At 62.9% G+C, this 25,223-nt stretch carries 21 protein-coding genes; 4 read left to right on the forward strand and 17 right to left on the reverse strand.

From position 1 onward, the window contains the following. Positions 1 to 32 precede the first annotated feature (32 nt). The 4 genes from IFT99_RS08905 to IFT99_RS08920 form a co-directional block, all read right to left on the reverse strand. Positions 33 to 1,226, reverse strand: coding sequence for an MFS transporter (locus IFT99_RS08905; RefSeq protein ID WP_192131683.1), 1,194 nt, complete (start codon positions 1,224 to 1,226; stop codon positions 33 to 35). Positions 1,227 to 1,463: 237 nt separating this feature from the next. Then, entirely contained in the window at positions 1,464 to 2,369 is a 906-nt protein-coding gene (locus IFT99_RS08910; RefSeq protein ID WP_065990892.1) for a LysR family transcriptional regulator, read from the reverse strand. Positions 2,370 to 2,532: 163 nt separating this feature from the next. Continuing rightward, positions 2,533 to 2,979 (reverse strand): (R)-mandelonitrile lyase, encoded by a 447-nt coding sequence (locus IFT99_RS08915; RefSeq protein ID WP_244656952.1) that lies wholly within the window; start codon positions 2,977 to 2,979, stop codon positions 2,533 to 2,535. A gap of 207 nt (positions 2,980 to 3,186) precedes the next feature. Further along, the gene (locus tag IFT99_RS08920) at positions 3,187 to 3,714 is read right to left on the reverse strand and encodes an AAA family ATPase (RefSeq protein ID WP_192131685.1); all 528 of its coding nucleotides are present in this window, start codon (positions 3,712 to 3,714) and stop codon (positions 3,187 to 3,189) included. Between the two features lie 450 nt (positions 3,715 to 4,164). Here IFT99_RS08920 and IFT99_RS08925 point away from each other — a divergent pair, with 450 nt between their 5' ends. After that, positions 4,165 to 4,407 (forward strand): hypothetical protein, encoded by a 243-nt coding sequence (locus tag IFT99_RS08925; protein WP_065990812.1) that lies wholly within the window; start codon positions 4,165 to 4,167, stop codon positions 4,405 to 4,407. A gap of 60 nt (positions 4,408 to 4,467) precedes the next feature. On the opposite strand, the gene IFT99_RS08930 is transcribed toward IFT99_RS08925, so the two are convergent. The 9 genes from IFT99_RS08930 to IFT99_RS08970 form a co-directional block, all read right to left on the reverse strand. Beyond that, the gene (locus tag IFT99_RS08930; protein ID WP_407073248.1) at positions 4,468 to 4,818 is read right to left on the reverse strand and encodes a RidA family protein; all 351 of its coding nucleotides are present in this window, start codon (positions 4,816 to 4,818) and stop codon (positions 4,468 to 4,470) included. A 37-nt stretch (positions 4,819 to 4,855) separates the two neighbouring features. Next, the gene (locus tag IFT99_RS08935; protein WP_342214612.1) at positions 4,856 to 6,016 is read right to left on the reverse strand and encodes an NAD(P)/FAD-dependent oxidoreductase; all 1,161 of its coding nucleotides are present in this window, start codon (positions 6,014 to 6,016) and stop codon (positions 4,856 to 4,858) included. 22 nt (positions 6,017 to 6,038) lie between these two features. Then, a complete protein-coding gene (locus tag IFT99_RS08940; RefSeq protein ID WP_192131690.1) occupies positions 6,039 to 7,433 on the reverse strand; it encodes an FAD/NAD(P)-dependent oxidoreductase in 1,395 nt (464 codons plus the stop codon). After that, positions 7,430 to 7,813 carry a (2Fe-2S)-binding protein gene (locus IFT99_RS08945; protein ID WP_192131692.1) on the reverse strand — a complete coding sequence of 128 codons (384 nt, stop codon included), beginning with the start codon at positions 7,811 to 7,813 and terminating at the stop codon, positions 7,430 to 7,432. The genes IFT99_RS08940 and IFT99_RS08945 overlap by 4 nt, the downstream gene beginning before the upstream one ends. Continuing rightward, on the reverse strand, positions 7,803 to 8,945 hold the full coding sequence (locus IFT99_RS08950; RefSeq protein WP_192131694.1) for an NAD(P)/FAD-dependent oxidoreductase: 1,143 nt from the start codon (positions 8,943 to 8,945) through the stop codon (positions 7,803 to 7,805). The genes IFT99_RS08945 and IFT99_RS08950 overlap by 11 nt, the downstream gene beginning before the upstream one ends. Continuing rightward, positions 8,942 to 9,739, reverse strand: coding sequence for an ABC transporter permease (locus tag IFT99_RS08955; protein ID WP_192131696.1), 798 nt, complete (start codon positions 9,737 to 9,739; stop codon positions 8,942 to 8,944). Before IFT99_RS08955 ends, IFT99_RS08950 begins: the two co-directional genes overlap by 4 nt. Before the next feature lie 6 nt (positions 9,740 to 9,745). Next, positions 9,746 to 10,618, reverse strand: coding sequence for an ABC transporter permease (locus IFT99_RS08960; protein ID WP_192131698.1), 873 nt, complete (start codon positions 10,616 to 10,618; stop codon positions 9,746 to 9,748). Continuing rightward, entirely contained in the window at positions 10,605 to 11,678 is a 1,074-nt protein-coding gene (locus tag IFT99_RS08965) for an ABC transporter ATP-binding protein (protein ID WP_192131700.1), read from the reverse strand. The genes IFT99_RS08960 and IFT99_RS08965 overlap by 14 nt, the downstream gene beginning before the upstream one ends. Before the next feature lie 102 nt (positions 11,679 to 11,780). Continuing rightward, positions 11,781 to 12,857 (reverse strand): ABC transporter substrate-binding protein, encoded by a 1,077-nt coding sequence (locus IFT99_RS08970; protein ID WP_342214613.1) that lies wholly within the window; start codon positions 12,855 to 12,857, stop codon positions 11,781 to 11,783. Between the two features lie 222 nt (positions 12,858 to 13,079). On the opposite strand from IFT99_RS08970, the gene IFT99_RS08975 reads away from it, so the two are divergent. Then, positions 13,080 to 13,970, forward strand: coding sequence for a LysR substrate-binding domain-containing protein (locus IFT99_RS08975; RefSeq protein ID WP_192131702.1), 891 nt, complete (start codon positions 13,080 to 13,082; stop codon positions 13,968 to 13,970). Between the two features lie 310 nt (positions 13,971 to 14,280). On the opposite strand, the gene IFT99_RS08980 is transcribed toward IFT99_RS08975, so the two are convergent. Further along, positions 14,281 to 16,650 carry a membrane-bound PQQ-dependent dehydrogenase, glucose/quinate/shikimate family gene (locus IFT99_RS08980; RefSeq protein ID WP_192131704.1) on the reverse strand — a complete coding sequence of 790 codons (2,370 nt, stop codon included), beginning with the start codon at positions 16,648 to 16,650 and terminating at the stop codon, positions 14,281 to 14,283. A gap of 775 nt (positions 16,651 to 17,425) precedes the next feature. Here IFT99_RS08980 and IFT99_RS08985 point away from each other — a divergent pair. Next, entirely contained in the window at positions 17,426 to 17,677 is a 252-nt protein-coding gene (locus IFT99_RS08985; RefSeq protein WP_410930128.1) for a hypothetical protein, read from the forward strand. A gap of 56 nt (positions 17,678 to 17,733) precedes the next feature. Then, the gene (locus IFT99_RS08990; RefSeq protein WP_192131990.1) at positions 17,734 to 20,427 is read left to right on the forward strand and encodes a beta-glucosidase; all 2,694 of its coding nucleotides are present in this window, start codon (positions 17,734 to 17,736) and stop codon (positions 20,425 to 20,427) included. Between the two features lie 63 nt (positions 20,428 to 20,490). Here the strand turns inward: IFT99_RS08990 and IFT99_RS08995 are convergent, their stop codons facing one another. The 3 genes from IFT99_RS08995 to IFT99_RS09005 all read right to left on the reverse strand — a co-directional run bounded on the left by IFT99_RS08995 (position 20,491) and on the right by IFT99_RS09005 (position 25,219). Next, positions 20,491 to 21,141, reverse strand: a complete 651-nt coding sequence (locus IFT99_RS08995) for a TetR/AcrR family transcriptional regulator (RefSeq protein ID WP_192131707.1) — start codon at positions 21,139 to 21,141, stop codon at positions 20,491 to 20,493. Between the two features lie 55 nt (positions 21,142 to 21,196). After that, positions 21,197 to 22,552 carry an MATE family efflux transporter gene (locus IFT99_RS09000; protein WP_192131709.1) on the reverse strand — a complete coding sequence of 452 codons (1,356 nt, stop codon included), beginning with the start codon at positions 22,550 to 22,552 and terminating at the stop codon, positions 21,197 to 21,199. 81 nt (positions 22,553 to 22,633) lie between these two features. Next, positions 22,634 to 25,219 (reverse strand): bifunctional diguanylate cyclase/phosphodiesterase, encoded by a 2,586-nt coding sequence (locus IFT99_RS09005; RefSeq protein WP_192131711.1) that lies wholly within the window; start codon positions 25,217 to 25,219, stop codon positions 22,634 to 22,636. Positions 25,220 to 25,223: the final 4 nt, after the last annotated feature.

Below are 25,223 nucleotides of genomic sequence, written 5' to 3' on the forward strand. Positions count from 1 at the left end.
GCTGCGGTCAGGGCTGGGCTTCGAAGCCGGATTCAGCCGCGCAAGCGACTGCCGTTCCCGACGATCAACGCACCGAGCACCAGCAATGCGGCGGCGCCCATGAACGTCGCGGCAATAGAGAGGTGATCCAGCAGCAGGCCACCGAGGGCGCCACCGACCATGATCGACAGCTGGATCGCCGCAACCAGCAAGCCGCCTCCGCTCTCCGGGTCATCACTGACGCTTTTGCTGAGCCAGGTGGACCACGCCACCGGAATGGCGGCGTTCAGCCCGCCCCAGCAGATCATCGCCACGGCGACGCCAGGCTTCAGGTGGCCGAACAGCAGCATCAACTGCGTCACCGTCGCCAGCAGCCATGGCAGCCAGCGCAACAGCGCATACATCCGGTCACTCACCAGCGCCGTCCCCGCATAGGTGCCGGCAAAACCCGCTACACCGAGCCCCAGCAAGAAGAGCGACAGCTGCGGGGTGGTCGCGTGCGTGTAGGTTTCAAGGAACGGCCGAAAGTAGGTGAAGGCCGAGAACGCACCGGCGAAGGTCAACATCACCGCGATCATGCCGAACGCCACGTGGCGACGACGCAGCAGCGCGAACAATTGACGGACCGAGCCCGCCGACTTGGGCGGCATGGACGGAAGACTGATCCATTGCCACAGCAGGTTGATCAGCACCAGCGGAACCAGTCCCCAGAATACGCCTCTCCACCCGATGATGCCGCCCAGGTAGCTGCCGATAGGTGCCGCAAATGCCGTGGCGATGGCATTGCCGGTGAAAATGATGCCGAGGGCTTTGGGCACGGTGTCGGATGGCACGAGCCGCATGACGGTCGCCGTGGACAGTGCCCAGAACCCGCCGATGGCAATCCCCAGCACGGCGCGTGCAATCATCAGGACCAGGAAGCTCGGCGCCTCGGCAATCAGGATCAGCGAGGCCAGCATCAGGCTGGTCAAGCCGATCAACACGTACCGACGATCAATGCGCCCGGCGATGACCGACATGAACAGGCTGGTGACGACGGCAAACAGTCCCGAAATGGAGATCGCCTGGCCGGCCATCCCCTGGGTCGCGCCGAGGTCCGAGGCAATCGGTGTCAGCAGGCTGACCGGCATGAATTCGGATGAGATGAGCATGGCCACGCACATGGCCATCGCACCCACGGCGCTCCACACACCTCGATCTGGCCTGGCAATTTCAGGCTCGGCTCTTTGTAGCTCAGCAGTACGCATTCATACCCTCGACACGTGTCCGGCCCGTGCAGTCGCCTCACGCCAGGGTGATGTGCAACAGACGCCGGTTTTGATGGATTGAGTGGCGTCACGGTACAGGCGCGCTCCGCCCTCGCCTATCGGGGGTACGTGTGATGCGGTGATGAGCAATGCTCACTAATGACGGGAAGCGGAGCACTCTGTGGGACCGGCTTTAGCCGGGAAAGCGTCAGGCGTCCCGGTTTGAGCCGTTGCGGATCACCCCAGCGGCGCGATATCCCGGATCATGTCGATCAGCAGACGCAGCCCCAGCGGTTGCTGGCGATAGCTGGAGTAGTAGATGTGGAACCCCGGGCTCACGCACGCCCAATCCTCAAGGACGAGCTTAAGGGAACCGCTCTTCACATAAGGTGCGAGGATCGGTTCAGCGGCGTAAATCAGTCCGCTCCCTTCACAGGCCAATGCAATCGCGATTCGGGTCTCGTCGAGAATCACGCCACCGAACACCGGGACCGCCAGCTGCACGCCTTCTTTCTCGAATTCCCAGTCGTAAAGTTTGCCGGTGCCGACCTTGAACTTGAGGCAGCGATGCTGCTTCAGGTCTTCAGGGTGAACGGGAGTGCCCCACTTGCGCAGATAGTCGGGCGTGCCGGCGACCAGCCAGCGCACATCCGGCGACAGCCGATGGGCAATCATCCCTTCCGGCACGGTCGCGCCAAAGCGCATGCCGGCGTCAAAGCCCCCCTCCACGACATCGACCATGCTGTTGGAGATCGAAATATCCACTTCGATGTCGGGGTAACGCTCACCGAACAGCGGCAGTACGGGCGCCAGCAGCAACAGGGCGGCGTCGCTGAACACATTCAGCCTGATCCTCCCCGTGGGCTCGTCCCGGTAACGGTTAAGCACCTCCATCGCCTGGTCGATGCGGTCGATGGGCTCACGAATCGACGCCAGCAACTCCTGACCGGCAGCGGTCAACGTGACATTGCGGGTGGTCCGGTTCAGCAAGCGCACGCCAAGCCTGGCTTCCAGCGCCTTGATGGCATGGCTGAGGGCCGACGGGCTGATGCCGACTTCCAATCCCGCACGGCTGAAACTCAAATGCCGGGCGACGGCCAGGAAGTACATGAAATCGGCGAGGTTGGCACGGGTGAGCTGCATCATCTACCTACGCTAGGTGTGAATCAGACCGGCAATGAACGGGTCGATCAACCCGAATGCGTGCGTTGCGCGGAGTATATCCGGGTTGACCGGCCGCTTTAGACGAGCTTGGCTCATTACTGCGCTGAGGGTCACTCAGCAGTCAACGCGTGTCGGGCAAGGATCATCGGGAGGCCTCGTACTGGGCATTGGAAACGGGCTCCATCCACTCCACATTCTGGCCATTGAGGGATTCCTGGATCGCCATGTGGGTCATGCCCGTGCGGGCCGTGGCCCCGTGCCAATGCTTGACGCCGGGCGGCGTCCAGATCACGTCTCCCGGACGAATCACCTGTTTCTCCCCGCCTTGTTGCTGCACCCAGCCCGTGCCTGCGGTCACCACCAGCGTTTGCCCCAACGGATGCGTGTGCCAGGCGGAACGCGCCCCCGGCTCGAACGTGACATAGGCCGCCGTGACCCGGGACGGCTCATGGGCGGATACCAAGGGATCGATGCGCACCGTGCCGACGAACATCGCCGGGCTCCCGAGAATCGAGGATTGGGAGCCGTTCGGGACGACGGTCATGGCGGGCGTGCTGTCGTCCGCCTGAACCTTGGCGAGCATCAGCATCATCCCCAGCGTGGTGATTGCTGCGACTGTGTGCATGGGCGAGCTCCTGGGTAAATGAGATGTCCTCATCAACCTAATTCACGCGGCAGCGATGTACTACAGGGCCCTGTGACAAACAGCAGTGAGCGATGCTCATGAATTCAGGCTGATCACCCCTCTCCTGAAACGCACAACACTGCGAAGGTGTTCAACGCCACCACGGCGCCGTTAGCCCTGCTCAGGGGTGAATAAATCAGACCGTTTCAAGTAATCGGCAATCGCCGCCAATGCCTGCGCCGGGGAATTGAGCGCGGTATCTACGGTGAAGGGTTCTGTGTCCCAAGATTCATACTCATGATTCAGCACGGATTGCCAGGTAGGAGGCGTCAGCCCCGGGATATCGACCTGCCTGGTCTCCACCCTGCGTCGATGCTCCATCCTGTCGGAACAGATGACCTGAAGATTCACCAATGGAGCACCGGATCGAGAGGATATGGCGCTCCATTCTCTTCGGCTTTCAAGCACGGGATTCACACAATCGACAACCACCGTGCCGCCCAAATCAAGGTTGCTGGCCGCCAACCCGTAGGCAATCAGATACCCCGTGCGGCCCACATCCCGCGCAAAATCCGGCGAATCACGAAGGGCTTGTTCAATCGTATCGATACGCACATAAACAGCACCCAGCGTTGCGGCCAGACCCTTGGCGAGGGTCGTCTTACCGGTACCGGGCAGACCACTGAAGACGATGAGCATTTGAGACTCCCCATAGGATGTGCTGTTCAAGCAGGCTAATTTACTCCTGTGAGGGATGCCAACGCCGCCGGTGGTGTTCAAGATCAAATAAATCAGACCCTTTGAATATTCCTGCTGCTGGAGTTGTTTCGCAAATAGGCGCAGAGCTATCAGGCACGCTGGAACTGGTTGCGCGTTGTTAAGCGAGCCCGATTGCGGTCTCTAAGAAGGTTTCAAAAGCCCCTGCCAGCGCGCTTAAGTGACGCCAGACTTAAGTAAACCGGCCCGCTTTAAAAAACGTGACGTCAATTTACCGACTGCAAATTTACCCTCTAATCCCTTGAAAACCCAAAACCGTCATATTCCCGACGAAACGCACTTTCACCGCATTGCCTTCTGCCATCACCTCCCCTCAGAATCGCCTCACACCCGCTGTCCCGCGCCGTGATTTGCCAGAAAGGAATGAGAGCAATGAAGAGCATCTTTGTGGTTGTAATGAGTATGTGTTCCGGTGCGGAAGGATGTGTGGACGAGAACCAGCCGACGGCGTATTCGACCCGCGCAGAATGCATGGAGAGCGTCGCGCTGATGCCGACGAGGAAAGGCATCAAATACCACTGTTCTTCGGTGCCTCAGGTGCTGATCACGCAGCAGCGTCGCACCACCAAAAACCACCTCGTGACCAACTCCGCCGAAGCGTCTGTCCGCCCTTGAGCGGCAACGCCGGGTCGGGATAAACCCGGCCCGGCGCAGTTCATTCCTGCAGCAGCTGATTCAGCCCGCGGCCACCACGGTGATTTCCACCAGCAAATCCGGCGCGGCCAGACGTGATTCCACGGTGGCCCGCGCGGGTGCGTGCCCTTCCGGTGCCCAGGCGTCCCAGACTTCATTCATGCCGGCGAAATTCGCCGCGATGTCCGAGAGCCAGACCTGTGCGGTGAGAATCCGCGTCTTGTCCAGGCCGGCCTTGGCCAGGTAGTTGTCGATCTTCTCCAGCACTTGCGCGGTCTGCCCTTTGATGTCGAGGGTGCGATCCGTCGCGGTCTGGCCGCCAAGGAAGGTAAAGCCATTGCACTGCACGACACGGCTCATGCGTTGGTTGGTTTCGATACGGTTGATTTCCAGCATGTGAACTCCTGATGGGTCGGTAGGGTGTACGGAATCAACGGGCCGCTGACGGTACGTTGATCGGGATGTGGGCGTCGTTGAGGCGTGTCTTATCAAAGCAGGCGGTATCAAAGCGTCCTATGTCGAACGCCTCCAGCGAGATGTCCGAATGCTCGCCAAGGATCTGCTGGGCCAGGCGCTTGCCGGTGCCGGGGCCCATCTGGAAACCGCTGCCGCAGAATCCAAACGAATAGCTGAGGTGACTGGCCTTGCGGCTGGCCCCTATCACCGGCAAGTCATCAGCGGTAAACGCTTCGACGCCGGCCCAGACCCGATTGACGCCCAAGTGCTTGAGGTGGGGAAACAGGTCGGTGACGGTCCTCGCGCTGATGCCCAGGCGCGCCAGATCCACTTCGCCGTGGCGGGCCGGGAAATCCACGCTGCCAATGAGCTTGCCACCAATCACCACGGTGCCGTTGGCGAATTGCTTGAACGACAGCGAGCGACCCGTTGCGCCCAGCACCGGCGCGCAAAACGGCGCGACGCGGTGGGTCACCATCAGCATCAGGCCCTCGGGATGAGCCGGCACCGATTCGCCGACCTGTTCTGCCAGCTCCCGCGCCCAGGCACCGGCGGTGATGACCAGATGCCCGGCGCTGAACACCCCGGCGGGCGTGGTGACCTGCCATCCACTGCCCCGTTGCTCGATGCGCTGCGCCGGCGTCGTTTCAAGCACTTTCACGCCGAGCTTTTCGGCCGCCAGCCGAAAGCTCGTCACCGTCTTATAGGGAATGGCGTAGCCGTCGTCCTTGACCCAGATGCCGCCGACCACATGCCGGGCGACAGTCGGGATGATCTCGAACACCTGTTGAGCGTCGATCAGCACTTCGTGGCTGAAACCCCGTTGCTGCAAGTGCTCGACGCGCTGGCGGCACTCGTCGAGTTCGGCGGGGGTTTCCGCGAGTTTGAGCTGGCCGCTGGGCACAAAGCCGCCGTCATCGCCCAGCGTCTGCGCCAAGTCATGCCAGAGGGCTCGGGAAGACAGCGCCAGCGGAATTTCCGCCTCGTGACGGCCCAGGGTTCGAACCCCGCCCGCGTTGACCCCGGAGGCATGACGGCCGCAGTAATCAGCCTCCAGCACCGTGACCTCAACGCCGCGCTGGGCCAGATGCAGTGCGGTGCTCAGGCCATGAATGCCGCCGCCTATCACCAGCACGTCGCTGTGCCTTGCCCGCGCCTCACTCACCGGCCAGTTCCCCCAGGGTGATGGGCTTGATCGGCGGGCGAATGCGGTAGTAGCCGACTTCCGCCGCCGACACGCCGCGGGCCTTGGCGATCACTTCGGTCACCGTCAGGCCGCACATCCGCCCCTGACAAGGGCCCATGCCGCAGCGGCCGAAGGATTTGGCCTGATTGGGGCCGGCGCAGCCCAAGGCGACGAACTTGCGCAGGTCCCCCGCAGTGACTTCCTCGCAGCGGCACACGATGACTTCATCGGCGGGAATGCGGTTCGCTTCCTTCGGCTGATAAAGCGCATCGAGAAACGGCCGAATGTGCAGGTTCAACGCCAGTTTCTCGCGCAATGCATCGGCTCGCTGATCACGCTGACCCGCATCCAGCGTGCCCAGCCGTTGGGCAATGCCCAGCGCTGCTAACTCGCCCTGCAGTGCCGCGGCCTGGGCACCGCCAATGCCGGCGCCGTCACCGGCGACGAACATCCCCGGCACGTCCAGCTCACCCCATGGGTCGATCACCGGGCTGAAGCACAGCTGGTCGACGTCCCAGTGATGGCGTGCGCGCAACGACTGACTGAATTGAATGTTCGGGACCACGCCCTGATGCAGCAGCACGCAGCGCGCCGCAATACGCTGAGCCTTGCCGCCGACGGTGAAGGTCAACGCGGTGGCGGCTTCGTCACCCTCGATCGCCAGATGCTCGGCGCCGGTGTGGTGCGCGATGCGGGCGCTGCGCAGGCTGCGCATCAACTCCACGCCCTTGCGCAAATACGGCCAGGCGCGCAACGCCGCGAACAGATGACGCCGGGCCCGCCAGTAATCTTCGGGGCGCGTGGTGTCGACCAAGGCCTTGATCGGCACGCCGGCGCGCAGGTATTGCCAGCCCAGCAGATACAGCAGCGGGCCGCAGCCGGCCAGGACCACCGGCTCGGTCGGGGCCAGGCCTGCGCTTTTCAGCAGAATCTGCGCAGCGCCTGCGCTCATGACGCCGGGCAAGGTCCAGCCCGGGATCGGAAACGGCCGTTCCATGGCGCCAGTGGCGAGCAACACGGCCTTGGCCTGCAGGGTGCGCAGACGCCCGTCGCGCAGGTAGCTGACCTGATGATCCCGGGTCACTTGCCAGACCGCCGCGCCGTGTTCATAGCGCACGGACGAAGACGCCAGGGCCTGGGCGAGCACGTTGCCATGGGCGTAGTCCGCGCCAAGAAGGTCCCGCCGCGACAGGGGCGCGAGGGTGATGCCGCGATAAATCTGCCCGCCCGGACTGCCCTGCTCGTCCAGTAACACCACCTGCAGGCCGAACCCGGCCAAGGCCACCGCGCCTGCCATACCGGCGGCACCTGCGCCCACGACGACCACGTCCACCGCTTCCACGACACCGCCAAAATGATCATTCATGACTGCGCCTCGACGGTCTGCACGCTGGCGGTCTGCACACTGGCGGTGTGCACATCGCCGGGTTGGAAAATCAGGTCGCGAGCGCCTTCCTGGGAACGGATGCGCATGCCGTCCGCCACTTCGATCAGGCAGCTCTGGCGATTGGGTACGCCGTCGATGTCCACCAGACACTCGAAGCACACGCCCATCATGCAATACGGCGCCCGGGGCGATTCGCTCACCGGCGTCGCGCGAAAGCGGTTGATGCCAGACATCAGCAGCGCCGCCGCCACGCTGATGCCCGCCGGCACTTCAAAGGATTGGTCGTTGAAGCTGAGGCTGACAGTCCGTGTCGACCTGACTTCACTCGTGACCGGTTGAAACAGCGAATCAGTGCGCATGGGAAAACACCTTGTCAGTCAGGAAACGCTCGCCGGCAAATACGCCGAGCTCGTCGGGCATCGCACCGCCCATCACCCACGGCGCGATGCGCAGGGCATGGGCGGCGGCCAGGGTCACGCCACTGTGGCAGGTGACCACGAAGGCGCCCGGGTGGCTGGCCGATTGCTGATAGATGGGGAAGCCGTCGGGGCTCAGGACCCGCAGCGCGGCCCAGGCACGAATCAGCCGCACCTCCCGCAGCAGCGGAAAGGTCGCCACGCCACGCCGGGCAATGGCTTCCAGCACCTGGGTGGAGGTGCTGTCGTCGTAGCCCACCTCCTCCATCGAATCGCCCAGCTGAACGGTGCCTTCGTCGGTCTGCCGAACATGGACCGTCGGGTGATCGAGAAACGGCCGCACCCGCTCGCTGACCAGCACTTGGCCGCGATTCGGCGCCACCGGCGCATGCAGGCCCACCTGCCGGGCCAGCCCCGGATTGCCCAGGCCGGCAGCGAGTACCACCCGTGGCGCGATGAAGCGTTGAGTGCCGGCGGTGACGCAAAACTCACCTGTCGCGCCGTCGATGCGATCCACCTGAATGCCGCCGTGAAACCGCGCGCCTTTGGCCTGGGCCGAGGTGTGCAGCGCGCGCAGCAGTTTCAGCGGATTAACGTGACCGTCCTGGGGCGTGTAGCTGGCGCCCACCACGGAGGGGCCGATCAACGGCAGGCGCGCTTTGAGGTCAGCGGCGTCGAGCATCTGGAACGGGTAATCGCCGAGGGCGTCCTGCAGGGTTTGCAGGCGCGATTGCCGCTCGATCAGTTCTTCGTCGCTGAAGCACATATGGAAGCCACCGGGCTGGTGGAGCTGCACGTCCACGCCGCTGTCGGCCATCAGCGCCCGAGCGAAGTCCGGCCAGCGGGTCGCTGACGACTGCGTCCAGCGCGAATAGTCCGGCAGGTCGTGGCCCTTGCCCTGGACCCAGACCAGCCCGAAATTGCCCCGCGAGGCGCGAAACGCATCGTCGCCCTGGTCCAGCACCACGGTGTCAGCGCCGCTGCGGGCCAGGCCGTAAGCGACTGCCGTCCCCACCAACCCGCCACCGATGACGATCACGTCCGACTGAATGTCCCTCTGTGTGCCCCGGCTCATTTGCCTTCTCCAATCAACACCCGGTCCAATCCGACCATTCGGTCCAATATCAGCATCAGCAGCAACGTGCCGACGATCAGCACCGTTGAAACCGCCGTGATCAGCGGGTCGATGGTCTGGGAAATCTGGTTGTACATCGCCACCGGCAGCGTGGTGGTGCCGGGGGTGGCGACGAACACGGTCATGGTCAGTTCGTCGAAGCTCTGGATGAACGCAAGCATCCAGCCGCCGACCACCCCGGTGCGAATCCTCGGCAGCACCACCCGGTAAAACGCCGTCCAGCGACTGGCACCGAGTGACAGCGCGGCGTGCTCGATGTCCCGCTCAAGGCCGATGGTCGAGGCCAGCGTCAGGCGCAACGCATAGGGCAGCACGACAATCACGTGGGTCAGGGTCAGCGCCCAGAACGAGCCGCCGATCTGCGCCAGGGAAAAGAAGCGCAGGAACGCGATGCCGAGGACCACCGACGGAATCATCAGCGGCGACAGCAGAAACCCGGTCACCGCGCCCCGGCCAGGAAAGTCATAACGGCTGATGGCCAGCGCCGCCGGAATCGCCAGCAACGCGGCGATGGTCGCCGACGCCAGGCCGAGCTTGATCGACAAAGCAAAGGCATCCAGCATTTCCTGATTGTCCGCCAGCGCACGGAACCAGCGCAGCGAAAGGCCGTCGGTGGGCAGCGACAGGTAGCCCTTGCTGGTGAACGCCATGGCCATCACCACCACCAGCGGCGCGACGATGAATGTGACGAACAGGGCATGGAACAGCAGCGAGAAAAATCCGTTCTTGTGCATGGTCGGCTACTCGAAGACTTGCTTGAACCGGCGCTCGGCCAGTTTGCTGCAACCCAGAATGATGATCAGATTCGCCAGCAGCAGAAGCATCGCGATGGCCGCACCGAGGGGCCAGTTGAGGGTGCCGAGGAACTCGTCGTACGCCGCCGTCGCCACCACTTTCAGGCGCCGCCCGCCGATGATCGCCGGGGTGGCGAAGGCCGAGGCAGCCAGGGCAAAGACGATGATCGAGCCGGACAGCACGCCGGGCATGATCTGCGGCAGGATGATCCGGCGGAACACCGTCAACCGCGACGCGCCAAGGGAAAGGCCCGCCCACTCCACTTGAAGGTCCAGCCGTTGCAGTGTGGCCCAGACGGCAATGACCATGAACGGCACCAGCACGTGGGTCAGGGCGATGACCACGCCCACTTGGGTAAACAGCATTTTCACCGGTTGGTCGGTGATGCCCACGGCTTGCAGGGCATCGTTGATCAGGCCGTTGTTGCCCAGCAGAATCGCCCAGCCCAGGGTCCGCACCACCACGGAAATCAGCAGCGGACCCAGCACCACCAGCAGGAACAGCGAACGCCAGCGCGGCGCCATGCGCGCAATGATGATGGTTTCCGGAATACCCAGCAGCACACACAACACCGTGACTGCGAGGGCCATGCCACCGGTGCGCAGGAGTATCTCGTGGAAGTAGTCGTCCTTGAACACCTCCAGGTAATTGCCAAGGCTGTAGCTCGGCACCACGCCGTCAGTGTCGCTGAACAGGTTCAACGACAGCACGGCGGTCAGCAACAAGGGCGCCAGCAACAGCGCGATGAACACCAGCAATGCCGGGCCGCTCAGCAGCCACGGCGCCACGCCTACCCGTTCGGCGTCATACCTGGCCATGGGCGACCTCCCGGTCCAGCAGGCGCAGGTCGTCGTCGGACCAGTCCAGCCCGACCTCGCTGCCCTCCTCCGGCGGCGGTGTGCCGAGGTTGGGCAGGGTCATGTGCACCAGCCCCAGGCGGCTTTCCACCGCCATCAACCACAGGTTGCCGAGAAACACCCGCAGCCTGACGCGCCCGGAAAACCGTCCGCTGCCCAGCGCCACCAAACGGATTTTTTCCGGACGGATGTAGACGTTGACGTCATTGCCCAGCGTGCGGTCTTCGTGGGGCACGTGCATCAGCGTGTCGTGGACCTGCACGTGGCAGCAGCGGTCGTTACGCAATTGCACCGCGCCAGCGAAGGCGTTGGTTTTGCCGAGAAACGCTGAAGCAAAGGGCGAATGCGGCCGCTCGTAGGCTTCGAACGGCGTGTCGATCTGCACGATGCGGCCCTTCTGCATCACCGCGATGCGGTCGCTCATGGTCATGGCTTCGACCTGATCGTGGGTGACCAGGATGGTGGTGATGCCCAGCTCGCGCTGAATCGCCCGCAGTTCGATGTGCATCTCTTCGCGCAGCTTGGCGTCAAGGTTGGACATCGGTTCGTCGAGCAGCAGAAGGTTCGGGCGGATCGCCAACGCGCGGGCGATCGCCACCCGCTGGCGCTGCCCGCCTGACAGGGCTTTCGGGTAACGCTCACCGAGGCCGGCGAGGCGTACCAGATCCAGCGCTTCATCGACGCGCTTGCCGCGCTCGGCCCTGGGCACGCCGCGCATCTCCAGGCCGAAGCTGATGTTCTGCGCCACGGTCATGTGCGGAAACAGCGCATAGCTCTGAAAGACGATGCCCAGCCCGCGCTGTTCGGGGCGCACGTGGGTAATGTCGCGGCCGTCCAGAACGATACGACCTTCCGTGGGCTGCACGAATCCGGCGATGGATTGCAGGGTGGTGGTCTTGCCGCACCCGGACGGGCCGAGCAAGGCGATGAACTCGCCGTGCCGGACTTCCAGGTTCAAACCGTCAATGGCCCTGAACGTGCCGTAGGTCTTGACGATGCCTTCGAGGGTGAGAAATGCCATGGGCGTGCCACGCAGGCGGACCTGCGTCTCCAGAAGGGTGCTGGGGAAGATCGGCGTGTACGTCGATCAGCGACTGTCGATCAGCGAGAGCGATCGGTGACGCTAGCGCTCGACGGTGCGGTTCCAGCGCGTGGTCCACTCGCTGCGTTGTGGGTTGATGGTTTCCCAATCGACCTTGATCAGCGCGTTGACCTTCTCCGGCCCGTATGGCATGCGCGCGGCGACATCATCCGGCAGCTTGACGGTCTGGTTCACCGGCGCGAAGCCGTTCTCCCGCGCCTGAATTTCCTGCACTTCAGGGGACAGCACGTACTGAATGAACGCCTGGGCCAGTTCGGATTGCGCGTTGGGGGTCACGCTGCACGCGGCGACCTGCAAGGCGATGCCGCCTTCCTTCGGGTAGATGAATTTGAGCGGAAAGCCGGTGCCCTGCAACGCCACGGCCCGACCGCTGCCGTACACCGCCATGACGATGTCGCCGTTCTGCATCATCCCGTCCATCTCGCCCGGCGCCGACACCCACGCGAGCACGTTAGGACCGATTTCGTCCTTCAGCGCCTTGAAGCCGGGGTCGATGTTTTTCTCGCCGCCGCCCCTCAGCCGGGCCATTTCCACCAGCGTGTGCAGGCCATAGGTGTTGGTCACCGGCGGCATGCCGAGCAATTGTTTGAAGCGTGGGTCAGTGAGGTTTTCCCAGGAATCCGGTGCCGCCCAGCCGCGCTTCTTGAACGCCTCTTCGTTGTAGCCGATGCCGGTGGCCACCACGCCGATCCCCGTGGCTTCAGGGCTCAGCCGTGCCAGCGGATAGAGGTCCTTGTAGATCGGCGCATCGCTGAGCTTTTCGCACAGGCCCATCTGCAACGCCTGGTACATCGGGCCGTCGTCCATCATCGCGACGTTGATCTGCTGACGACCTTTCTGCGCCTGGAGCTTGGCCAGGGTTTCCGTGGAGTTGCCGGCGACGTAGACGACTTTGACGTTGTGTTGTTTTTCGAAGGCGGGAATGACGCGGTTCTTGTACATCTGCTCGGTGGAGCCGCCGACGCCGGCCACGTACAGCGTGGTCTCGGCGAAGACGGGTGTGCTGCCAACGGCGGCAAGCGTCAGGGCAACGGCCATGGCACTGCGGTGGAAGGGACGAAACGGTCGTGCTGCTGAGGAAAGGTCGAGGCTATTCACAGACTATCTCCGAAGTGCATGGGGGCAGATCGAACAATGCGTCAGTCGCTTCGGTGTGAACCGAAGCCATGCATGCAGCGTGCATGGTCCCGGCGAATCCATCGCGGGGTGGCGCATCTTCATGTGCGCTATGGGTGGCTGGTTCGAGTATTGCGACGGGGCGTCCATATGGTCAAATACGGATATAGGCCTTAGTTATTCATATTTGATATGGAGCGCGACATGAACCTGAGACAGATCGAAGCCTTCCGCAGCGTCATGCGCCTGGGTTCCATGACCGCTGCCGCCGAGGTGCTGTTTACCTCGCAGCCCAACATCAGCCGGCTGATTGCCCAACTGGAACTCAGCACCGGGTTGACCCTGTTCAAGCGCGCCGGCGTCAGGCTGATGCCGACTCAGGAGGGTCAGGCCTTCTTTCAGGAAGTCGAGCGCGCCTACGTCGGGCTGGACAGCCTCAAGTTGTCGGCGAAGAACATCCGCAATCTGGGCACGGGCCGCTTGCGGGTGGCGGCAGTACCTTCCACCGGCATGAGCATGATGCCCCGGGTGCTCAAGGCGTTTACCGAGACGCGACCGGAGCTGACGGTGTCTCTGCACGTGAACTCCTCGCCCACCGTCGAGCAGTGGGTAAAGTCGCAGTTCTGTGATGTGGGGATTGTGGTGCACCCCGGCGATGTCGACAGTCAGCAGATCGAGTTGCTCAGCGAAGTGGCAGCGGTGTGCGTGTTGCCGGCGTCCCATCCCTTGGCAAGCCGAACGCAGATCACCTTCACCGATCTGGAGGCAGAGACCTTTGTGTCGCTGTGCCACGGCGACGGCACCCGGGCGCTGGTGGATGGTCTCTTCGAGCAGGCCGGCGTGGAGCGGGTCATGACCGTGGAGGCGCAGTACAGCGCGATCAATTGCGAGATGGTGGCGCTGGGCATGGGCATCACCCTCGCCCACCCGCTGGTGGCCCGGGATTATCGCCACCGCGATATTGTCATCCGCCCGTTTGTGCCGCAGATCCTCTTCCCCACCTACGTCATGTGGGCACCGGCCCAGGTGCGGACGAAATTGTCCGAAGAGTTCGTTGACACGCTGAAGGCGTTCTACCGGGACATCGTTTTTTAGGGCTGAATGCGGCTGCATGGCGCGAGCGCCACTGCTCGGTGATGCGACACATGCAGCATGGTAGGACCGCATATCCCTAGTAGGACCGGCTTCAGCCGGGAAAAGGCCAATGTGAGCGGCACATATTCAGCGGTGTGACATCCGCCGCCTTCCCGGCTAAAGCCAGTCCTACAGGGTGACCGCATACCGATAGTGGGACCGGCTTCAGCCGGGAAGACGCCGGTGTGAGCACCCTCGAATGTGCGGGATGCCATCACAAAAAAGGCCGTGACGCACAACGGCGTCACGGCCTTTTCCACACGTCAATCAATCAATCCAGACGGAACGCGATCACGCTGTCGCCCAACGTGGTGCCGAGCGAGCCGTGCCCGCCGGCGGAGATGACGACGTACTGCTTGCCGTCGCTGCCCATGTAGGTCGAAGGCGTCGCCTGACCGCCCGCCGGCAGCTCCTTCTCCCAGAGCACGTCACCGGTGTTGATGTCGTACGCGCGGATGAAGTTGTCCGCCGTGGCGCCATGGAACACCACGCCCCCCGCCGTCACCAGCGGACCGCCGTGGGCGACCATGCCCATCGGGAAGCCGATCGGGAAGCGGCCCGGCAGGAAGCTGGTTTTGAGGTTCTGGGTGGTGCCGGTGCGGCGCATCCACGCGGTTTTGCCGGTGGTCAGGTCCACCCCGACCATGCGGCCCCACGGCGGCGCAATGCACGGCACCCCCAGCGCCGAAGCGAACTGCTTGATCCGAATCGCGTAGTCGCCGTTGAAGTTCTCGTTCCAGTACGGCGTACCGTCCTGGGTGAACAGCCGCTTCTCGGCGGTTTCCGGGGTGCGCTTGATCAGGTGATAGGTGTAGGCCAGGCGTACTGGTGCGGCGATCAGAATCTGGCGATCCGGATCCACCGCCACCGAGCCCCAGTTGAACGCCCCGATGTTGCCGGGGAAAATCAACGAACCCTGCTCGGTGCTCGGCGTCCACGGGTTGCCGTCGTAGCGCAGCGTGTTGTAGGTCGTGCGGCAGGCCATCTGATCGAAGGGCGTCAGGCCCCACATCGATTTCTCGCTCAGGGGTTCCGGGATGAAGTTGATCTTCGACACCGGCTGGGTCGGCGCGAAATGCTCGCCCGGCACGCCGCCCTGGGTCGACACATTGACCTGATCGACCGGGACAATCGGTTCCCCGGTCAGGCGGTTGAGCACGAAAATATTGCCCACTTTGGTTGGCAACAGCAGCGCCGGTTGCTGGCTGCCCTCTTTGCCGACGTCCATCAGGGTCGGCTGCGACGGGTTATCGCGGTCCCACAGGTCGTTGTTCGAGGACTGGAATTTCCACTTGAACGCACCGGTGTTCAGGTCCAGCGCCACCAGCGTGTCTCGGAATTTTTCCGTGTTGCTGTTCGGGTCGCGGTTAATGCCCAGCTCGTCTGGCGAGGCATTGCCGAACGGCACGAACACCAAGCCGTTTTTCATGTCGGCGCTCAACGTGCCCCACGCCACGGGTGTGTCCTGCGGGTAGGTCTGTTCGGCGGCAATGGGCTGGGTCAAGTCCGGGTTGGCCGGGTCGAAGTTCCACACCAGCGTGCCGGTCACAGCGTTGTAGGCGCGGATCACACCCGACGGGTTGCCATCGTTGTAGCCGTTGTCCATCACCGAACCACCGACGATGACCAGATCACCGGCGATCAGCGGCGCAGCGGTCTGCATCAGCGCATGGGGACGGATCTCGCCCATGTTGGTGCTGAGATCGATCACCCCGTTGTCGCCAAAATCGCTGCACAGCGTGCCGGTGTCAGCGTCCAGGGCCACCAGTTTTGCGTCCGCGGTGGCCGTGATGATGCGCTTGGCGCACTGGCTCGATGGGGTGGCTGCAGCGGTTGCCGCCGGCGCGTAGTAACTGACCCCACGGCAGGTCTGATGCTGCTGCAGGTACGAACGGTTTTTCTCCGGCGCCCACTTCCAGTCCGGCTTGCCGGTTTCGGGGTTCAGCGCGTGCACTTCGTTGTGCGCCGTGCAGACGTACACCCGGTTGTTGACCTTCAACGGCGTGGCTTCGAAGGTGTACTCGCCGGCGTCTTTGGCGGCATCGCGCAGATCGCCGGTGTGGTATTCCCACGCCACGGTCAGTTTCTTCACGTTGCCGGCATTGATCTGGTCAAGGCTGGAGAAACGCTGACCGCTGTTGGTGCCGCCATAGGCCACCCAGTCATTACCGGCTTCACCCGTGCTGCGGGTCGCCAGCGGGGTGTCGATCTTGCCGGCCACCGGGTAAGGGTCGTAGAACATCACCGCCAGCACGATCAGCATCATCACGCCGACGGTGCCGCCCAGAAACGGATGGAAGCGGCGGGTATCGCCCGGGTTCTGCGCCTTGTACAGCGGGCGCACCACCCACGGCAGCGCCAGCCACAGACCCAGCAGCGCGAACAGGTCGCCGCGCGGAATCCACTGCCATTTGTCGAAGCCGACCTCGTAGACGATCCAGATCAGAATCGCCCACATCAGCAGCGCATACACCGTCAGCGCCGACTGCTTTTTCAGCATCAGCAGCACTGCCGAGGCCAGTACCGCGAGGGCGATCATCGAGTACGCCGCCGAGCCGCCGGCGGCCACCAGTTGCGCACCCATGTACAACAGGGCAATGGCGAAAATCGCCATCACCGCCCCAGTCACTCTCAAGATCATTGTTGGTTTTCCGTGTTGGGGCCGGTGATGGCTCCCGAGTGGGAAGTGGGCGAAAGCGGGAGGTCCGAGCCGCCCGTTCGCAAGCGTTCCCGACCATACTAGCGCCCACACCCTGCGCCACAAAAACCTTTGTGCCCCCTTTCCGAATGTCTGACGCAGGGCTTTTAGCGTTAGGGGTGGTTGCGGGTGTAAAGGGACGACGGCACTGGCGTGCTTATTAACTCATGAGAGAGGCGCACTTTTACATCGCTCACGGTTCAGCGGTCGCCAGTGTTTCTCCAGAGACTCCTGATCAGTTCAAATTAAACTTTGGGCGCAGTCACTCACATAATGAGCGACACAGAAGTGCTATTAACCGCCAAAGATGACGAATATGTATCCGCAACTAAGGCGGCTATGCAGTCGTCTGAATGGTCGAGGATTCCTCAGCGCGGAGAGAGCTTACCAGCAACCTAAACCTAATAGCAATTAGGTTTTCGATTCGGCAATTCAAGCTATGTTTCGCCTAGATTATTGGCAATAATCATCTCTTCAACTCGTATGTAGGGCGTTTTATTGCTGTGAATCAAGAATCTCGGTCTTCACCTCAGCACTGCACCGCCTTCGGGGACCTTCCTGAAAGCCCCTTTTTGATCACCGCTCGTCTAATTAAAAATTAATCTTGCAAACGCTGAACTAATCAGTAGATTCCGCAGACTTAACGTTCGTCCTGTTCTCACAGGGCGGGTTTGCGCGTTCATTTAATTTCCACACACCATCAATCGAGAAACAATCGATGAATAGAACCATGCTGTCTGTGTGCAGCGTCGTGCTTTTCGGCGCCTGCAGTTTTGCTGCTGTTGCGGCGGACTCCACGTCCACTCAAAACGCAACTTCTGCAGAAACAATTCGCGCCCAGGTTGAGAAACAGCGCGACCAGCTTTCCGGCGTTGACAAGGTTGCCGTGCCAGCTACCCAGACTTCGTCCGCCGTGCTCGATGCGCCGGTCGACACCGGTGACGCGCCGGTACTGGTGCAGAAGCCATGACCGAACCACGCACCCCGCCGTCCGGCCACCGTCAGCAACCCGTGAGCGCATTCCCGATGTCAGCTTTAAAACACACCCTGGCCTTGAGCCTGTTGTCCCTTGGCGTGCTGCAAGCCAACCTGGCCCTGGCGGAGGTCACCCCGGCCACCGGCAACGCCGTCGAAGCCCGGGTCAGTTCGATCCTCGACAACATGAGCCAGTCCGAGAAGATCAACTTCACCCGCGTCAACGACGGCCACATGATCCCGTCTTTGCTCAAATGGGGCATCAAGGGCACCGTGGCCTACGACTCCTCCATGGGCGTGCACGTCAACAACGCCACATTCGGCGCGCAGTACCCGTCACAGTCTGCTCTCGCGGCGACCTGGAGCATCAACCGCGCCAAGGAATTCGGCCTGGCAATCGCCTACGAGACGCGGATCTCCGGTGGTCAGCAAATGCTCTCCCCGGGCGTTAACCTGTACCGCACGCCGTACAACGGGCGCTCGGCGGAATACGCCAGCGGCGAAGACCCGTTCATCGGCGCCGTACTGGCGCCGGCCGTGGTCAACGGCATTCAGGCACAGGGCATTCAGGCGAGCGGCAAGCACTACCTGGCCAACGAACAGGAAGCCAACCGTCAGGCGCTGAGTGTCGTGGTGGACGAGCGCACCCTGCGTGAGCTGTATCTGCCGGGCTTTGAGTCGATGGTGAAGAACGCCAACGTCGCCTCGATCATGTGCGGCTTCAACAAGATCAATGGCGATTACGCCTGCGAAAACCATCACCTGATTACTGAAGTGCTCAAGGGTGAATGGGGCTATCAGGGTACCGTGATCAGTGACTTCAACGCGATCCATGACGCGTTCAAAGGCGCGTGGGCCGGCACCGACATCGACATGCCGTCGGGCCTGCAATTCACTGAAGCCAACCTGATGCCCTATGTCTGGAGCGGCCAGCTGAGCCAGAACGTCATCGACGACAAGGTCAAACGCAACCTGCGCGCCATTGTCAGCTATGACTTCCAGGAAAACCTCAACACCGCCAAGACCCTGGACCACCCCGAGTACGGCCAGCGCGCTTCGCTGAACACGGCGCGTGAGTCGATCGTGCTCCTGCGCAACGAGAACACCGCAGCGGGCAAACCGCTGCTGCCGCTGGCCCGAGACGCGAAGATCGCGGTCATCGGTGACTGGGCCTATCAGGCGCCGGCCTCGCCGTTCGGCACCGCGAACTCGCCGCCCAACAGCTACGTCACCGAGCTGAGCGGCCTGCAGCAATTGGCATCCAGCAGCGCCAACGTCACCTACCTGTCCGAGCTGAGCCTGAACCCTAAAGCCTCGGCCTGGTTTCAGCCTGCGGTTGGCAGCAATAACGTCAACAACGCCGGCGTGAAGGCAGAGTACTTCTCCAACACCAGTTTCTCCGGCAGTCCGGCCGTGACCCGCGTTGAACCCGGCGTGAACCTCAACTGGACCACCGGCACCAACGAAACCAACGCCGGCACCACCGCGGTGTCCGGTTTCAGCCCGACCCCGGGCGCGTTTTCGGCGCGTTACACGGCCACCATCAAGCCGACCGTTTCCGGCGCCCAGGTGTTCAAGGTGCGTGCGGACGGCCCGTACAAACTCTGGGTCAATGATGAGCTGGTCCTGCAGAGCGACGGTGCGCCGTACTCTGCCGACGTGGTCAACGCGCTGACGACATCGGGTAAAACCGCCGCACTGGTGGCTGGCAAGTCGTACTCGGTGAAGCTTGAGTACCAACGCATTCAGGGCAACTTCATCCCGGCACTGGGTGGCGTGACTGGCGTGCAGATGAGCTGGGCCGCGCTGCGTCCACCGAAGGACCTGTCGAAGTACGACGCGGTCGTCATCGCAACAGGTTCCAACTACGAGCATGAAGGTGAAGGTTCCGACCACGGTTTCGAGCTGCCTGACCAGCAAGCAGAGCTGATCAGCTTCGTCACCAAAGCCAACCCCAACACCATCGTGGTCATGCACGGCGGCGGTTCGGCGGACATGCAGCCGTGGGCGAGCAAGGTCGGCGCATCGCTGCAAGCCTGGTTCCCGGGTCAGCAAGGCGGCCAGGCCCTGGCCGAGATTCTGTTCGGCAAGGTCAACCCGTCGGGCAAGCTGCCGATCACCATCGACAAGAAGATCGAGGACAACCCGAGCTACGCGTCGTACCCGGATCCGGCTGCCTACCGTGGCGACAACGCGCTGACCGAAATGACCTACAGCGAAGGCCTGTACATGGGTTATCGCGGTTATGACAAGAAGCACGCCAAGCCGCTTTATCCGTTCGGTTACGGCCTGTCCTACACCACGTTTGGTTACAGCGACCTGAAGCTGTCGACCAACGTCATGGCGCCGGGCAGCACGGTCGATGTCACCTTCAAAGTGACCAACACCGGTGACAAAGCGGGCTTCGAAGTGGCGCAGCTGTACGTTCACCCGAACAACCCGGCGGTCGACCGTCCCGAGAAAGAGCTGAAGGGCTTCACCAAGGTTTACCTGCAACCGGGTGAAAGCAAGACCGTGAGCATCCCGATCGATTCGCGCTCCCTGGCGTACTACGTCGAGAAGACCGACAGCTGGGATGTGGACGCCGGCAAGTTCAAGATCCTCGTAGGGCCTGATTCCGAAGACCTGCCGCTGGATCGCACCTTGATCACGCTGTTCCCGGAACACCTGACCACCCGCGACAGCAACCCGCTGCCGCTGCCGCTGCGCAAGGCAGTGCAGGTCAGCGCTTCGCAAACCTACTAAGTGGGTAAGCCGGTCGGATTTCTGATCGCGTCTTAAATCTTGGCTAAAACGGCCACTTCAAGCTCAGGGACGAGCTTGAAGGTCGGCTTTCAAACGGCGCAGGTAGCCCTCGAACACCGCCATCACGTCCACATCTTCCGGGGCCCTGAGCCACTGAATCTGCACACCGTCCATGACCGAGAAGATCTCCTGAGCGAGTGCCTTCACGTCGATGTCCGGCCGCACCTCCCCCGCCTCGATCAACGCCTGTAGATGCCCGCGCGCATGCTCGTGGGTGACGTGAAAACGCGTCTTGTACCAGTCGAAGGCCGGATGTGCCTCTGACAGGCTTTCCGTATTGAGCACCATCGCCGCCTGACATTCGGCAGCGTCCTGGACGCTGAAACTCATGCTCATCCGCACGAATTTGATGAACCCCTCCAGCGTCATCTCCATAGTCAGTTCACTGAACCGCGACACCACTCGCTGATCCCGCCGCTCCAGCAGCGCATTGAGCAGCGCCTCCTTGTTCGGAAAATGATGCAGCAGGCCGACGGTGGTGATGCCGGCGAGCTGCGCGACATCTTTCATCGACGCACTGGAATAACCATTGCGGGCGAAGATCAGCGTCGCCGCGTCGAGCAAGGCGGCACGACGCATTTCACCCTTGGGTGCACGCCGCCGCTTCGGCGAGGCCATCTCGGGCGAGTCATTCCCTGATTCGTCGTCTGTCATAAGCCCTTGTCTCGCAGATTCAAATAAAGCCCGACCGAGCACGGCAACTGCCTGCTCACGCCACGGCCTGCGCGGCGCCCCGGCGCTGAAAAAACCGCCTGGCCGTCAGGGACGCGATTGTAATCGAAGTCACGGCAATCAATGCGTTACCGGTGAGCATGGCCGGGAACGCACCGGCCGCACCGAACAGGTGAATCCCGCCCAGCACGAACGGCACGGTCCCCAGCGTTGCCCGCAGCCAGGCGAACAGCGCCACCAGCCACGGCCGGCCCAGGGTCACAAACATCGCGATGGCGACGAAATCCAGCCCGATCAGCGCCCACAGCCCGCCGCCGATGTGGCAGAACGCTAAAAAGATCGCCCGCCCGGCGCCTTCGAGTTCGTAGGTGTCAGCCAGCGGAGTGGCCACCAGCAGCAGCACGGCCCAGACCAGCAGGCCATAGACGATCACCAGCCTGCGGCTGAACACGATGGCTGAGGCGACGCGAGCATCGCGATGGGCGCCGATGTTCTGCCCCAGCACCGGCGCCAGCGCGCTGGGCAGGGAGAAGAACACGCAGTAGGCAAACTGCATCACGCGGTCCATCACCGCCATGGCCGCCAGCGCCGACGTGCCATAGGCGCCGATCGACGAGACCAGATAGGTGAGGCCCACGGGCGTCGCCAGGTTGCCGACCATGGCGGGCAAGCCGACCTGCATGACCTTGCGCGTGTGCAGGCGCAGCAGGCGCCAGCGGAGGGTAAACGGCATCCCCAGCCGCGCCCGCAGCCAGTAAATGCCCAGTCCCAGGGACACCAGCGCCGACAGCGCATAGGAAATCCCCGCGCCTTCGAGCCCGAGGCCAAAGCCGAAAATGAACAAGGGGTCAGCCAGCGCCAGGGTCGCCGCACCTGACAATACGACCCACAGGGCGCGGCGGCTGTCGCCGGCGGTTCGCAGGATTTGCGCCGACATCTGCATGGCCGACTGCAACACGCTGAACGGCAGGGTCAGCCAGATGAAAATTCGCGCGGCTTCGTAGGTGCTGGCGTCCGCGCCGAGCCAATGGGTGAGCGGTACTAGCAGCGCCAGTTGCAACGCCGCCGCTGCGCCCGACGCGATCACCACCATCACCATCAAGTGGGTGACCAGACGCGATGACGCCTTCGCGGCGCGATGGCCGATCCGCTCCGACAGCACCGTTGCGGCGGCAATGATCAGCCCGCTGGACACGGCACTGTTGAGGAAGATCAACACCTTCGCCACCCCCGTCGCGGCGAGCAGCAACGGGTCGTGAAGCATCGAGACGTAGAGCAGCGTGAAGATGTCCACCAGGAACACCGCGAGCAGGCTCAAGGCGCTGGTGCTCGACATCACCAGCACGTGCCGGGCCACCGAGCCTTCGGTGAAAACAGCGCGCGGGTGAGTCATGAACACTCCAGAACTAAACAGTGGCCAGATGCGGCAACGGGTGTGATGGATGGAAGGCGCTGCCGGGACAGCGCGCGCACTTTATACGTTTGTGCCCAGCGCCGCCGTATTTCTCGCCGCCAGCAGCGCGTGAAAGTCCGAGGTGGTCAGCGGGAGACTGAGGAAATAGCCATGCCCCTCCTCGCACTGCACTGACTTGAGCAATTGCAGATCCTCGGCGGTTTCGATGCCCTCGGCCGTAACCGTGAGTGACAGCGCCCGGCCCAACCCGACGATGGCCTGCACGATGGAGCGATCGCCCTCGCTTTCGCTGAGGCGGGTCAGGAAGCTGCGGTCGATCTTCAGCCCGTCGAAGGGGAAGGTGCGCAAGTAACTCAACGACGAATACCCGGTGCCGAAGTCGTCCATGGCGATGCGCACCCCCAGCTGCTTGAGCGTTTGCATGACATCGAGCGCCCCGACGGCGTCATCGATCATCACCCCTTCGGTGATCTCCAGTTCGACCCGCGACGGCTCGATCCCGGTGGCCTTGAGGGCGGCCTGAATGCGCGCCGGCAGGTTGCCGCGCTTGAATTCGGCCGGCGACAGGTTGATGGAAATGAACAGGTGCTTCGGCCAGCCCGCGGCTTCACTGCAGGCCTGGGCCATGACCCAGTCGCCGAGGGGGATGATCAGCCCGCTTTCCTCGGCGATGGGGATGAAGGTGTCCGGGGGAATCAGGCCGCGCTGGGGATGCTGCCAACGCACCAGCGCTTCGGCGCCGACCATTTCCCCGTCGGAAATACGGAAGCGCGGCTGGAAATGCAGGCGCAGTTCATCGTGTTTGATGGCATAGCGCAGGTCACTCTCCAGCCGACGGCGCTCGATGATCTTCGCGTTCATGTCGCCTGCGTAAAACCGCCAGGTGCCGCGACCGCTGGCCTTGGCCTCGTACAGCGCAATGTCGGCGTACCGCAGCAGCTCGGCGGCCTCGCGCGCATCGGTGGGCGCCATGGCGACGCCGATGCTGGCGCTGACGAATATTTCCTGGTCGTCGATCTGCACCGGGCGTTCGATCGACTCGATCAGCCGTCGGCACAACGCCTCGACTTCGTCCTGGGTCTGGGGGTCGCTGAGGATCAGCACGAATTCGTCGCCGCCCACCCGCGCGACCAGATCGCCGTGGCGCACGCAATCGGACAGCCGACTGGACACGTCGTTGAGCACGCGGTCGCCGGCGGCGTGGCCGAGCAGGTCATTGACCGGTTTGAAGCGGTCCAGGTCAATGCTCAGCATCACCAGTGGCTGATCGAGGGTCGGCAACGCTTTCAGCTTGCCGTCCAGAAACTCCTGCAAGCGGACCCGATTGGGCAGCCCGGTCAGGGCGTCATGCTGGGAGAGAAACTCAATGCGCCGACGGGCTTCCACTTCTTCGGTGACATCGGTGGCCGTACCGCGGAATCCGCCGACCGCCATCGACCGCGCTGACAAGCGGCTGATGCGCTCGCGCCCGCAGGTCTCCAGGTAGCGGCACTGAATGGTGATGTCGGGGCGACGGTTGGGGATCGCCAGCCACTGCGACACCTGGCCGAGCTCGGTTTGCAGCAGATCGTCCATCAAGGCGCCGACCCACTGGGCGCGGTTCAGTCCGGTCACGATTTCAAAGCGGTCCGAAAGGTAAGTGAACCGCCCTGCGCTGTCGATTTCCCAGACCCAGTCCGAGCTGGCTTCCACCACGTCACGAAAGCGCGCTTCACTGGTGGCCAATGCGCTTTCACTTTTTTGCAGGGACGCGTAGCTGTCATCCAGGGAGCGCGCGGCGGCGGTGGCGCGACGCAGGATAGCCCAGGTCATCAGGCACACCAGCGCGGCGGCCAGACCGATCAGCGGCAGGCCGAGGGTCAGCAGGCGCAGGCCTGGCTTGGGGGGCGTCCAGTGCAGGGCGCCGGCAGTACCGCCTTCGCCCAGTGGAAAGATCGAGACTTGGTTGAGCTCGTCGGGCGTTGCAATGTGCAGGCCGTCTACGCCGTATTCCTTGCCCAGAACGGCCAGCTTGGCGTCGTCCAGCACGTCGACGAAGATCAGCACCGAAGGCGCCCGGCCATCGGCGGTCACACCCGGGTCGGTGCCAGGGGTGATAGCGGCTGCGGCAACCAGCGCGGGTGTGCCGTTCAGGTCGACGAAGGCGGTGACCGGCGTGCCTGTCTCGGCCCCTTCCCTGGCCTTGGCCAGCAGCCGGTCCTTAGCCTGTCCCAGCCACGGATCGGCATCGACCTTTTGCATCTGTCCTGCGATCACCGCATACACCGTACGACCGGCGTCATTGATGACGAACAAACCCTTAAACCCGAAATCGCTGTACAGCGTAGGTCCGATGTTCTGGCGGACGAACGCCCATTCCGTGTCCACCTGCAAATGCAGGTAGCGGTAGGCATCGCCCCAGTAGGCGTAGTCCCTGACCGTGACGGACAGCGATTTTTGAAGAGAGCGCATTGCCTTCTCGGTGTAGAACGCGCTTTCGATCTCCTCGTTGTGATCGAGGTCATGGGCGAGGAAGGCCAACAGATAGGCGGCCAGCAGAAAGACGCCTGCCAGCAGGAACACGAACTTGAACAACGAACCCCGCGCCAGGGCGACGGTCGAGGGGCTGGCGGGTTTGATGACATTGGGGATGGGCTGGTGTGACATGGCT

The organism is Pseudomonas sp. CFBP 8772 (genome assembly GCF_014841665.1).
Taxonomy (GTDB): domain Bacteria; phylum Pseudomonadota; class Gammaproteobacteria; order Pseudomonadales; family Pseudomonadaceae; genus Aquipseudomonas; species Aquipseudomonas graminis_B.

Excerpts from the sequence above, each read along its gene's own strand:
- IFT99_RS08905 (WP_192131683.1), bottom strand. The coding sequence starts at position 1,226 with ATGCGTACTGCTGAGCTACAAAGAGCCGAGCCTGAAATTGCCAGGCCA.
- IFT99_RS08910 (WP_065990892.1), bottom strand. The coding sequence starts at position 2,369 with ATGCAGCTCACCCGTGCCAACCTCGCCGATTTCATGTACTTCCTGGCC.
- IFT99_RS08915 (WP_244656952.1), bottom strand. The coding sequence starts at position 2,979 with ATGCTGATGCTCGCCAAGGTTCAGGCGGACGACAGCACGCCCGCCATG.
- IFT99_RS08920 (WP_192131685.1), bottom strand. The coding sequence starts at position 3,714 with ATGCTCATCGTCTTCAGTGGTCTGCCCGGTACCGGTAAGACGACCCTC.
- IFT99_RS08925 (WP_065990812.1), top strand. The coding sequence starts at position 4,165 with ATGAAGAGCATCTTTGTGGTTGTAATGAGTATGTGTTCCGGTGCGGAA.
- IFT99_RS08940 (WP_192131690.1), bottom strand. The coding sequence starts at position 7,433 with ATGAATGATCATTTTGGCGGTGTCGTGGAAGCGGTGGACGTGGTCGTC.
- IFT99_RS08945 (WP_192131692.1), bottom strand. The coding sequence starts at position 7,813 with ATGCGCACTGATTCGCTGTTTCAACCGGTCACGAGTGAAGTCAGGTCG.
- IFT99_RS08950 (WP_192131694.1), bottom strand. The coding sequence starts at position 8,945 with ATGAGCCGGGGCACACAGAGGGACATTCAGTCGGACGTGATCGTCATC.
- IFT99_RS08955 (WP_192131696.1), bottom strand. The coding sequence starts at position 9,739 with ATGCACAAGAACGGATTTTTCTCGCTGCTGTTCCATGCCCTGTTCGTC.
- IFT99_RS08960 (WP_192131698.1), bottom strand. The coding sequence starts at position 10,618 with ATGGCCAGGTATGACGCCGAACGGGTAGGCGTGGCGCCGTGGCTGCTG.
- IFT99_RS08965 (WP_192131700.1), bottom strand. The coding sequence starts at position 11,678 with ATGGCATTTCTCACCCTCGAAGGCATCGTCAAGACCTACGGCACGTTC.
- IFT99_RS08975 (WP_192131702.1), top strand. The coding sequence starts at position 13,080 with ATGAACCTGAGACAGATCGAAGCCTTCCGCAGCGTCATGCGCCTGGGT.
- IFT99_RS08980 (WP_192131704.1), bottom strand. The coding sequence starts at position 16,650 with ATGATCTTGAGAGTGACTGGGGCGGTGATGGCGATTTTCGCCATTGCC.
- IFT99_RS08985 (WP_410930128.1), top strand. The coding sequence starts at position 17,426 with ATGAATAGAACCATGCTGTCTGTGTGCAGCGTCGTGCTTTTCGGCGCC.
- IFT99_RS08990 (WP_192131990.1), top strand. The coding sequence starts at position 17,734 with ATGTCAGCTTTAAAACACACCCTGGCCTTGAGCCTGTTGTCCCTTGGC.
- IFT99_RS08995 (WP_192131707.1), bottom strand. The coding sequence starts at position 21,141 with ATGACAGACGACGAATCAGGGAATGACTCGCCCGAGATGGCCTCGCCG.
- IFT99_RS09000 (WP_192131709.1), bottom strand. The coding sequence starts at position 22,552 with ATGACTCACCCGCGCGCTGTTTTCACCGAAGGCTCGGTGGCCCGGCAC.
- IFT99_RS09005 (WP_192131711.1), bottom strand. The coding sequence starts at position 25,219 with ATGTCACACCAGCCCATCCCCAATGTCATCAAACCCGCCAGCCCCTCG.